11 protein-coding genes are annotated in these 10483 nt (G+C 66.8%); 5 read left to right on the top strand and 6 right to left on the bottom strand.

Translation table 11 applies throughout. From position 1 onward, the window contains the following. Positions 1-16: 16 nt before the first annotated feature. From VGS97_RS27295 to VGS97_RS27280, 4 genes are all read right to left on the bottom strand, one after another. Complete coding sequence (locus VGS97_RS27295; RefSeq protein ID WP_326856539.1) at positions 17-772, bottom strand: SIS domain-containing protein; 756 nt, start codon at positions 770-772, stop codon at positions 17-19. A gap of 156 nt (positions 773-928) precedes the next feature. Beyond that, positions 929-1840 (bottom strand): carbohydrate ABC transporter permease, encoded by a 912-nt coding sequence (locus VGS97_RS27290; protein ID WP_349262283.1) that lies wholly within the window; start codon positions 1838-1840, stop codon positions 929-931. A 14-nt stretch (positions 1841-1854) separates the two neighbouring features. Continuing rightward, positions 1855-2820, bottom strand: a complete 966-nt coding sequence (locus VGS97_RS27285; RefSeq protein ID WP_326856537.1) for a sugar ABC transporter permease — start codon at positions 2818-2820, stop codon at positions 1855-1857. Positions 2821-2863: 43 nt separating this feature from the next. Beyond that, entirely contained in the window at positions 2864-4192 is a 1329-nt protein-coding gene (locus tag VGS97_RS27280; RefSeq protein WP_326856536.1) for an ABC transporter substrate-binding protein, read from the bottom strand. A gap of 378 nt (positions 4193-4570) precedes the next feature. Between VGS97_RS27280 and VGS97_RS27275 the strand changes: the two genes are divergently transcribed. From VGS97_RS27275 to VGS97_RS27260, 4 genes are all read left to right on the top strand, one after another. Next, positions 4571-5389, top strand: coding sequence for a DeoR/GlpR family DNA-binding transcription regulator (locus VGS97_RS27275; RefSeq protein ID WP_326856535.1), 819 nt, complete (start codon positions 4571-4573; stop codon positions 5387-5389). Positions 5390-5571: 182 nt separating this feature from the next. Next, on the top strand, positions 5572-6405 hold the full coding sequence (locus VGS97_RS27270; protein ID WP_326856534.1) for a site-2 protease family protein: 834 nt from the start codon (positions 5572-5574) through the stop codon (positions 6403-6405). A gap of 142 nt (positions 6406-6547) precedes the next feature. After that, positions 6548-7483: a 3-methyl-2-oxobutanoate hydroxymethyltransferase gene (panB, locus tag VGS97_RS27265; protein ID WP_414641851.1), complete on the top strand. Its 936-nt coding sequence runs from the start codon at positions 6548-6550 to the stop codon at positions 7481-7483. Between the two features lie 215 nt (positions 7484-7698). Then, positions 7699-8301 carry a hypothetical protein gene (locus VGS97_RS27260; RefSeq protein WP_326856532.1) on the top strand — a complete coding sequence of 201 codons (603 nt, stop codon included), beginning with the start codon at positions 7699-7701 and terminating at the stop codon, positions 8299-8301. A gap of 30 nt (positions 8302-8331) precedes the next feature. Here the strand turns inward: VGS97_RS27260 and VGS97_RS27255 are convergent, their stop codons facing one another. Then, on the bottom strand, positions 8332-8502 hold the full coding sequence (locus VGS97_RS27255; RefSeq protein WP_326856531.1) for a hypothetical protein: 171 nt from the start codon (positions 8500-8502) through the stop codon (positions 8332-8334). A gap of 120 nt (positions 8503-8622) precedes the next feature. Between VGS97_RS27255 and map the strand changes: the two genes are divergently transcribed. After that, complete coding sequence (gene map / locus VGS97_RS27250) at positions 8623-9471, top strand: type I methionyl aminopeptidase (protein WP_326856530.1); 849 nt, start codon at positions 8623-8625, stop codon at positions 9469-9471. A gap of 72 nt (positions 9472-9543) precedes the next feature. On the opposite strand, the gene VGS97_RS27245 is transcribed toward map, so the two are convergent. Further along, the gene (locus VGS97_RS27245) at positions 9544-10185 is read right to left on the bottom strand and encodes a bifunctional DNA primase/polymerase (RefSeq protein ID WP_326856529.1); all 642 of its coding nucleotides are present in this window, start codon (positions 10183-10185) and stop codon (positions 9544-9546) included. Positions 10186-10483: the final 298 nt, after the last annotated feature.

The raw sequence follows: 10483 nt of genomic DNA, 5'->3' as shown, positions 1-10483 counted from the left end.
GAATGACCTGGTTGGCTCAGTATGCGCTGCGGCGGATCCGGCCTTCGTAGCGCGCTTCCCACACATCGTTGTGCGCGTCGCCGCCTTCAACGTTGGCGGACAGGTAGATCGGCGGCTCGACGTCGGCCGCGACCAGTCGCGCCGTGACACCGGCGACGATCAGCTGAGCGATGACCGCGTTGCCGATGGAGGACACCGAGCACACTTTTCCACCGCCGGGCAGGTCCAGGACGGCATCACCATGCGGCGCCGCGTTGTCGATCACCACGTCGGCGAGTTCGAACAGGCGCTTGCCGGAGGGGTGGCGTGAGGTGATCCGCTCGGTGTGCTCCCGCGAGGTGATCGCGATGACGGGGTGGCCCTTCTCTCGGGCGATGACCGCCATCTCCACCGTCGAGCCGTTGCCGCCTGACTGCGAGCCGATCACCAGCACGTCGTCGGGGCCGATCGGGGCCAGGTCCCAGACTCGGCGGGCGAGTTCGGGATCGCGCTCCGCCTTCGGGTCCGCGAGCACCGCCGGGTCCTCGCCGCCCAGGATGATCACGTCACGCAGCGCAAGCTTGTTCGTGGGAATCAGGCCGCCGGCCCGACCGGACAGTTCCATCGCCAGAGCCTCGGAGTGGCCGGTGCCGAAGACCTGGAGGACGCCGTCCTTCCGCAGCGATGCGGCGATCAGTTCCGCCGCCTGGTCGATCGCCGGTCCCTGCTCGGACTCGATGCGGTCGAGTTGCTCGCGGACCTTGCCGAGGAACGTGGCGGTGTCGATGGGCACGAATACTCCTTCTCCCCAGGGCGCGGTGGCGTTCCAGACTGAACTGAGCGGCACGCTACTGCACACCACGCCCCGGGGGAAGCGATTGGTCTAGGCCAATTTCGGCATGACCACTGGCTGGATGGATGGCTGGCCGGCTGGTCGACCGATCGGCTCTCAGCCCTTCTCGGCGCCGAGTGTCAGGCCGGAGACGAACTGGCGCTGGAGCAGGAAGTAGACGATCAGCGTCGGGATCGCCGTCATCAGCGCTCCGGCGGCGACCAGGTTGTCGTTGGTGAAGAACGTGCCGGACAGGTTCGCCAGGGCCGAGGTGATCGGCATCTTGTCGCCACTGGAGATCAGCACGATGGCCCAGAAGAAGTCGTTGTAAATCCAGATCGACAGCAGCGTGGCCAGGGCGGCCATCGCGGGCCGCAGCAGCGGCAGGATGATCCGGCTGTAGATCTGCCAGACCGTCGCACCGTCCACGACCGCAGCCTCGTGCAGCCCGTTCGGGATGGTCTTCATGTAGTTGGACAGTACGAAGGTGGTGAAACCCGACTGGAAGGCCACGTGGATGACGATCAGTCCGATGATCGTGTCGTAGAGCTTTCCCGAGTCGCTGACCCCGGAGGGCAGGCTGATCAGCAGATACAGCCGGTAGAGCGGGGTGATGATGACCTGCTGTGGCAGCAGGTTACCCGCCGTGAAGACCATCAGCAGCAGCAGGTTGAACTTGAAGTTGAACCGGGTGACCGTGAACGCCACGAATGAGGACAGCAGCAGGGTTATCAGCACTGCCGGAACCGCGATCAGGACCGTGTTCCAGAAGAAGTGCGGCATCCCGGACTGCTGCCAGGCGTTGACGTAGTTCTGAAGGTTCAGCGTGCTCGGCAGAGACAGATAACCCTTGGACTGAGTCTCCGAGTAGGGCCTCAGTGAGGTGTAGACGGCCCAGAGCATCGGCACTAGCCAGGCGAGCGCCGTGGTCGCCAGGAAGATGTGCAGCACTATGCGCGCGGGCCGCACGCGGCGTTTACCGGTGACCGGGTGCGTACCACCGCGTCGGCGCGCGGTGTCGGCGGCCAAGGCCGTGGTGGCGGTCACGCGCGCCGCTCCTTCCGGAAGGTGACGATCAGGTACGGGATGATCACCGCGAGCGAAACGACGAGCAGGATCACTGCGAGCGCCGAGCCGTAACCGATCCGGCTCGCTTCGCCGATGATGTTGTTGGTGATCAGGATGGAGAGCAGTTCCGTGCCGTGCTCGCCCTTGTTGAACACGTACACGATGTCGAAGGCGCGCAGCGACTCGATAACCGTGACCACCGCGACGACGACGTTGATCGGGCGCAGCGCCGGGAAGACGACGTGCCGGAACGCCTGCCACTCGTTGGCGCCGTCGACCGCGGCGGCGTCCTTGAGCGTCGGGTCGACGCTCTTGAGGCCCGCCAGGTAGAGGATCATCATGTAGCCGGCGTGCCGCCAGGACGCTGCGACCAGCACCGCCCACAGGTTGAGCTTGGGGTTGCCGACCCAGTCCAGGTAGCTGCCGTTGGGGTTGTTCGTGTGGAAAAGGCTGTTGATCAGACCATGGTCCGGGTTGTAGATCAGCTCCCAGACGAAGCCGATGACCGCGCTGGAGACGACCACCGGCAGGAAGAACGCGCCCTGGTAGAACCGGCTGAACCGGATGCGCTTGTCCAACTGGTAGGCCAGGAACAGCCCGAAGGGGGTGGGGATGGCCGCCAGCGCTACCAGCCAGATCACGTTGTGCTCGACCGCGGGCCAGAACTGCGGGTAGATGGTGAAGATCTGCCGGTAGTTGCGCAGCCCGATCCACTTGATCGAGTCGAGGCCGATCCCGTCCCAGGAAGTGAAGGACAGCAGGATCGAGGCCAGCGCCGGAACCCAGACGAACACCACCATCAGGCTCGTCGGGATGCCGGTCATCAGGGTCAGGACGGTCTTGTCGCGGCGGGTCAGCCGGCGCAGCCGACCGGGCGCGCGGCGGGGCCGATCCGCCGCGCGCCCGGACTCGACGGCGTCGGCGCTGGTTCCGACGGTCATCGCTTCCTCGTTCCGGTGGCTTCGCCGTGCCCGGCGCGGCCGGTCAGGAGTTGTAGATCGCCTGCTTCTGCTGCTCGATCTGGTTAAGGATGCTGTCGATGCTTCCGGGGTTCTGCAAGTAGGCCTGCAACTGCGGCTGCATCACGGTGGAGGTGAAGGCCGGGTTGGCGTCGCGGTCCATGAACTGCGAGACGTGCTGCGCGGCGCCGAACAGCGTCGCGGACGCCTTCTGGATCGCGTTGTAGCCGGAGGTGTCGTACCCGTTGACCAGCGCGTCGTAGCTGTTGTCCACCTTCAGGTACGCGCCCTCGCCGTCGGCGGAGCCGATGAACTCCAGCAGCTTGACGGCGGCGGCGCGGTTCTTCGGGCTCTTGCTGAGCATGAAGCCGTCGACCGGCGCCTCGACGCTGTCCTGCGCCCACTGCGGGTCGATCGCCGGGAAGGCGAAGAAGTCCAGGTCGGCCAGATCGTCGGGGTTCGTGAACTGCTGCGCGACGAACGTGCCGAGCAGATACATACCGGCCTTCTTGGCGAGGAGCGACTGCGCGGCGTCCTCCCACTTACGGCCGATGTAGCCCTCCTGGTGGTAGGGAAGGATCTCGGTCCAGTGCGCAAAGGCGGCCTTGACCTTGGCGTCGGTCCAGGCGGCCTTGCCGTGCATCAGGTCCATGTGGAACTGGTAGCCGTTGGTGCGCATGTTCAGGTAGTCGAACGTGCCCATGGCCGGCCACTTGTCGCTGTCGCCGAACGCGATCGGGATCAGGCCGTCGGACTTCATCTTCTGGCACAGCGAGATGAAGCTGTTCCAGTCGGTGGGAACCGTGTAGTTGTGAGCTTGGAACACGCTCTTGCGGTAGAAGACGGCCCACGGGTAGTAGTAGATCGGGACGAAGTAGTAGTTGCCGTCCTGACCCTTGGACAGGTCGTGGACCGACTGCGGGAAGTTGTTGCCGATCGCGTCCCACACGTCGTTGATCTTGTTCGACAGGCCCTTGGCCGCGAAATACTGCATGCGGTAGCCGGCGAACCAGGTGAACACGTCGTCCGGGGTGGCTTGCAGGTAGCTGTTGATCTGCTCCTGGAAGGTGTCGTGGTCCTTGGTGTTGACCTGCACCTTGATGCCCGCGTTCTTGGCCTGGAACGCGTCGTAGACGGCCTGGAACGCCTTCTTCGGCACGGCGTCCGACGCGTTGGAGCCGAGCGAGACCGTGCCGGAGGCTGCGCCGGTCGACGACGGCGAGGACGAACTACTCGAACTGCACGCGGCGAGTGCGGGCAGCGCGGCGACGCCGGCCGCCCCGAGCAGGCCCTTGAGCATCATCCGCCGGTCGACGGTCGGGCCTTGGTACACCCTGGGGGACTCTGGGGACATCGCACCTCCATGTGGGACGCCAGGTGGAGCAGGGGACCGTGCTGGGTGGGTACGCAAGCAAAGTAGAACGCGAACCGACCTGAAACGAACGTGAACAAACAATCTGGCGCAGAGCAAACCGCCGTTTCCCGGGGGATGTCAAGGCTTCCTGCTCGCTTCTTGCTCAAAATGAAACATCGAAGTCGGCCGTACCTGGGACTGGCGTGCCAGGTACGTACTGATTACTGTTGCCTTCTGGGTTCTTCCCACTCACGTACGGCCGATCCCTTGTTGGATCGAGTTTGTTTCTGTGTCGGCTGGTAGATGGCTGTGCAACGTTGTGCGGAAGCGGATCCGCCCGTTGGCAGCGTCGCCCCTCGGCGTTGAAGGAGCCCGGTGATGTTGGCGGCACAGCGGCAGAGTTGGATCCTCGAAGAGGTCCGTCGCATAGGCGGCGTGCGGGTCAGCGACCTGACCCAGGCCCTCGGTGTCTCGGACATGACGGTCCGCCGCGATCTCGACACGCTGGCCCGCAAGGGCCTGATCGAGAAGGTGCACGGCGGCGCGACGGCGCGGCACCCGGGCTCGACGGACGAACCGGGGTTCGAGGCGAAGGTCGGGCGTGAACGCGCGGCAAAGGACGCGATCGCGCGCCGGGCCGCGGACCTCGTGCGCCCTGGGACAGCTATCGGCGTGACGGCCGGTACGACAACACACGCGTTCGCACGCGCGATGGCGCGTATCCCCGACGTGACCGTCGTGACCAATTCGCTGCGGGTGGCGGAGGTGCTGCACACACATGCCGTCGCCAGCCAAACGGTGATCCTCACCGGCGGAGTGCGTACGCCGTCCGACGCGCTAGTCGGACCAGTGGCTATCCAGTCGATTCGCGCACTGCACCTGGACTGCGTGTTCATGGGCGTGCACGGGATGGACGAGGTCGCCGGCTTCACGTCGCCGAACCTGATGGAAGCCGAGACGAACCGTGCCCTGACGGCCACGGCACGACGGTTAATCGTGCTGGCCGACCACACCAAGTGGGGCGTGGTCGGCTTGTGTGCCATCGCGGACCTGGAAGGCGCGGCAGTGCTGGTCACGGACTCGGGCCTAGCACCGGAGGGCCGCGTGGCGCTGGCGGACCGGGTCGGCGAGTTGCTCATCGCGGGCGAGGAGGACGAGCCGTCCGTCAACGCAGCGGCTTCGCACATGATGTTCTGACGACGAAGCTCCGACGGGGCTGGCTGGCGCATGGCTGCGCTGTCCCACGGCCTCCTTTCACACCGCAGGCTCAGCGTCGGGTCATAGCATGGTCGCGACACGCCGAGCGGCGCTGTCGTCCAGCGTCCGCAGGCAGACCGTTCCGGCTTTGCCGTGACAGCAGAAGCGAGTACACAGCGATCATGGGAGTCTTCGGCCAGCGCACGGGAGTGCAGCGGCGTCCCGCCGCGCCGTGGGGTCGGCGCAACCGAGTCAAGATCAGCCCGGTCTTCCTGGCCATCGTCGCGGTCACGGTGACCGGCGCGGTGGCTTCCTGGGTCGGTTACGGCAACGCACGGTTCGCGGTGTTCGTATTCGTCCTCGGCGCGTACTTCACCGTGCTGTGTCTTCACGAGTTCGGGCACGCGTACGCGGCGCACCGGGCCGGAGACAGCAACATCGTCGCGCGCGGTTACCTCGACCTCAACCCGCTGCGTTACGTCAACCCGCTGCTCAGCATCATTTTGCCCCTGTTCTACCTGGTGATCGGCGCCCTTCCGCTGCCGGGCGGCGCGGTACTCGTTGACCGGAGCGTGGCGCGCAAGCGCTGGCATGCGAGCATGATCTCGGCGAGCGGACCACTGTGGAACATCCTGTTCGCGGGCGTCGCGATGGCCGCTGTGGCGATCGCCGCGCCGACGGATCTGGACGTCATCCTCGGCCCGCACGCGGCGTTCTGGTCCGGAGTCTCTTTCTTCGCTTACATCCAGGTCGCGGTGGCGCTACTGAACCTGATACCGGTCCCGGGACTGGACGGCTACGGGATCATCGAGCCGTATCTGCGTTACGAGACCCGCCGCTCGCTCGAACCGATCAGGCCCTACGGCATCCTGCTGGTGTTGTTGCTGCTCTTCGCGTTCCCGCCGGTGCGCGACGGGTTTTCGCACGCGGTCAACTCAATCCTACAGACCGCCGGACAGCCGGACCTCGGGCCGGCGAGCGGGCAGTTCTACTTCCAGTTCTGGAGGCACAACTAACGGCGATCGGCACGCTTGGACGGCAAGAGGACGGCTAGCGGCGGCGGCTGGGAAGTGAGACGATCCTGACGAGTCCGGGGACGCCCTCAGAGGCGCCACGAGATCTTTTCCGAGGAGTCGCACTGTCATGGCAGTTTCAGGCATGTCTCCAGCCCCGCAGGCAGCGCCGGACCCGTCCGGGTCCTCCCCCACGGCGTCGGCCGAACCCACCGCGCCAGCGCAGTCCGCTGCACCAGCCGAGCCGAAGCTCACGCTCTACGGCGGCTCGAACGGCGTCGGCCGCCGGATCACCGTGCGTGACCTCGCCCTGGCCAAGCGGCGCGGCGAACGCTGGCCGATGCTCACCGCGTACGACGCCCTGACCGCAGGGGTGTTCGACGAAGCCGGGATACCCGTCCTGCTGGTCGGGGACTCGGCGGCGGACAACCACCTCGGGTACGCCAACACCGTGCCGGTGACCGTGGACGAGTTGATCACGCTCACGTCGGCGGTGGTGCGCGGCACCACGCGGGCGCTGATCGTCGCCGACATGCCGTTCGGCTCGTACCAGGGCTCGGCCCGGCAGGCGCTGGAGACCGGCACCCGGTTCCTGAAGGAGACCGGGGCGGGCGCGGTGAAGCTGGAGGGCGGCCGCCGGGTGGTCCACCAGGTCGAGGCGCTGGTCCAGGCCGGGATTCCGGTGATGGCTCACATAGGGCTGACCCCGCAGTCCGTTAACGTGCTCGGCGGCTACCGGGTGCAGGGCCGTGGCGACGAGGAGGCCGAGCGGCTGCTCGCGGACGCGAAGTCGCTGGAGGCCGCCGGGGCGTTCGCGGTGGTGCTGGAGTTGGTGCCGGAAGAGCTGGCCACTCGGGTGACCGAGCTGCTGAACATCCCGACGATCGGCATCGGAGCGGGCGCGGGCACCGACGCGCAAGTGCTGGTGTGGACCGACATGGCCGGCATGACGCCAGGCAAGGCGCCGCGCTTCGCGAAGAAGTACGCCGACCTGCGGACCGTTCTCGGCGACGCGGCGCGTGCGTTCGCATCCGACGTGGTCACCGGCGCGTTCCCGGCGTCGGAGCACACGTTCCACTGAGTGAACCGCAGTGAATGACTCAATGAACCACGCCGGGTGAACCGTTCGAACTGCTCGAACCGTTTGTTGCGTTAGAACCGATTGGTCCCGGGGTCCGGCCGCGCGAGGCCGGGCCCCGGTGCCGTTCCGGGATCGGTCGACGCGAGCCGACGCTCAGCCGGTCGGATTCGCGCGACAGCCTGTGTCGCAGGCGTTCACCTGGCACGATTGTCTCCATGGACAGAGTGCGGGCGGCGGCCCTGCGCGATCTGCTCGCCGCTACCGGCGCGCAGGCCGACTGGGTGGAGGCGAGCGACGAGTTCGGCTCCGCGCTGCGCCGCGCCCCGCGGCACGTCGGCAGCCTGCTGCTGGCCGGGCCAGTGGACGACGAGCCGTGGCACTTGGCGGCCCATCTCACCGACGAGTCGCAGTGGGCCGACCTGCCGCAGCTCGCGCCGGTCCTATTGCGGCACGATCCGCCACCGGACGCTCCACCGCACCTCGCGGCGGGCCTGCAACGGCTGGAGTCGACAGGTCGCGGCGAGGCGCTGCTGGTGGTGGCGCAGCACGATCCGACCGATCCGCTGTTGGAGCGGATCGGCGACGCGCGGCGGCGCGGAGCGCGGATCCTGACCCTCGATCAGAGCGCGACCCAGCTACGCGACTTGGCGCACGACACGCTCACCGTGCCGGACGAGCCCGGACCGCTCACCTTCGACACGGCGCAGCATTTAATCTCACTCGCCGCAGCGACGCCTTACATCGGGCCGTCCGGCTTACGTGCGCGCCTGGGGCGTTGGATCGAGGCGGTCAGTGGCCCGCGCGTGGAGCGATGGTAGGTGGTAAGTCGTAGGCCGAGTGAATACGCGTCAATCGCGCTCGTCCCACGCTGCGTTGCGTTCCTTGACCTTCTCAAGGGCATGCTCGGCTTCCTCACGAGTGGCGTATGGGCCGAGCCGGTCCTGAGCTCGACATCCGACCGGCCCTTCGACCGTGTGGTGGCGTAGGCAGTAGAACCATTGCGGCGCTTCATCGGTCATCGCTTGTCTCCTCGCTCCTGGCCGTGTCGCATCCGTGGACCGCAGTCAGGAGCACGCGTCCCCGGGCGTCGTTGCTTGCTGATGATTACTGCCCGGCAACGACGTCTTAGACTCGTCCACATGGCTTCCCTCGTGCCGGGCACTCTCTCACCGACCCGATCCGTACCCTCGCACATCACCCGTCCGGAATACGTCGGTAAGCCGCAGCCGACTCGTTACACCGGGCCCGATGTGCAAACTCCGGAGACGATCGAGAAGATGCGGGTCGCGGGTCGGCTTGCGGCACAGGCGCTGACCGAGGTCGGCAACGCGATCAAACCGGGGATGACCACGGACGATCTGGACCGGATCGGGCACGAGTTCCTGTGCGACCACGGCGCGTACCCGTCCACGCTCGGCTATCGGGGCTATCCGAAGTCGCTGTGCACATCGATCAACGAAGTGATCTGCCACGGCATCCCGGACTCGACGGTGCTGAACGACGGGGACATCGTCAACATCGACATCACGGCGTACATCGACGGAGTACACGGCGACACGAACGCGACGTTCGAGGTCGGTGAGCCCTCCGAGGAGGCGCGTCTGCTGGTCGAACGAACCCGCGAGTCGCTCAACCGGGCGATCAAGGCGGTCAAGCCGGGGCGGCAGATCAACGTGATCGGGCGCGTCATCGAGTCGTATGCAAAGCGCTTCGGCTACGGCGTGGTGCGGGTGTTCACTGGCCACGGCATCGCATCGTCGTTCCACAGCGGCCTGATCATCCCGCACTACGACGACCCGCGAGCCACCACGCTGCTGGAACCGGGCATGACGTTCACGATCGAGCCGATGCTCACCCTCGGCACGATCGAGCACCGGATATGGGCGGACAACTGGACCGCCGTGACAGTGGACGGAAAACTCACCGCTCAGTTCGAGCACACGATGGTCGTCACGGACGAGGGCGTCGAGTTGCTCACCGTCGCGTAAGTCAACATCCCGTGTGCTTGGCCATCACACGCATCACCGCTGCGTCAACGCACGTCGCCAGTGTGTCAAACTTCACCACTGTGTCAGATCGCCCGCCGCGGCGACGCTCTCGCATGCGTCCGCGAGTGCACCGAGCAGGCGCAGCGGGTCGGGCAGTTGGGCGGTCGGATCGTGGATCCAGCGGGCTCGTCCGCCGTTGACCGCACGGGCGGGCGGCACCAGGACGTACGAGCCGCGAGTGTGCCAGCGCAGGCCGGGGCCGCCGACTCCGGTCTCCGGCGCGGCGTCGAGGTCGCAGGGCCACCATTCATCGGAAGCGGAGTCGTCCTCGCCTCCGGCGCGGGCCCTGGTGAAGAAGAGACAGCGGTCGCCGACGGCCGAGACGGCGACTGGGCCCAGGGACTCGGTGGTGGACGTCAGCGCCCGGAACGCGATGCGTCCGGCGGAGATCGGGACGTCGAGCACGTCGTGGGTGCGGCCGGTGGGCGTGGCGAAGTTGACGTCCGGCAACCGCTGCCGCCAGCGGTCCAACGCAGCAGGGTCGGCACTGGCCTCGGTCTGCCAGCCATAGGACAGCGGATGGCCGGCCGGGTTGGGACAGCCCACACGGCTACAGGAACAGCCGGGGCCACGCGGGGCTGCCGCGGGGACGATGGCAAGGCCACGGGACACGAACGCGAGCAGCAGATCGGGTTCCTCGCGTCTGCGGCGCATGCCGGGAATCCGACCCCGGGTCGCCGCACGCTCGGCGCCTGTCGCTACCATCCTCGGCCCGCCCCTTCCCGCATTTCACCGATCGTCGAGCGACTGGGCCAACGATCGGCGGGGCGCGATCGGTTACCGGCCAGTCGGTCGATTCCCGGAGGTATGTGGGTCCCCCTCCGCGCGCCCAAGCCTACTGGCGTCGCGACGTACGCGTGGCCGAACTCTAATCTCTCGGTGCACGGCGGCACACATCGACGTGGCCTGACTCAGACGGACACAAGCGGTGACGGACACGCTTCGCTGCGAG

This window comes from Actinocrinis sp., from assembly GCF_035946395.1.
Classification (GTDB): domain Bacteria; phylum Actinomycetota; class Actinomycetes; order Streptomycetales; family Catenulisporaceae; genus Actinocrinis.
This window is presented reverse-complemented; position numbering and strand designations above follow the sequence as displayed.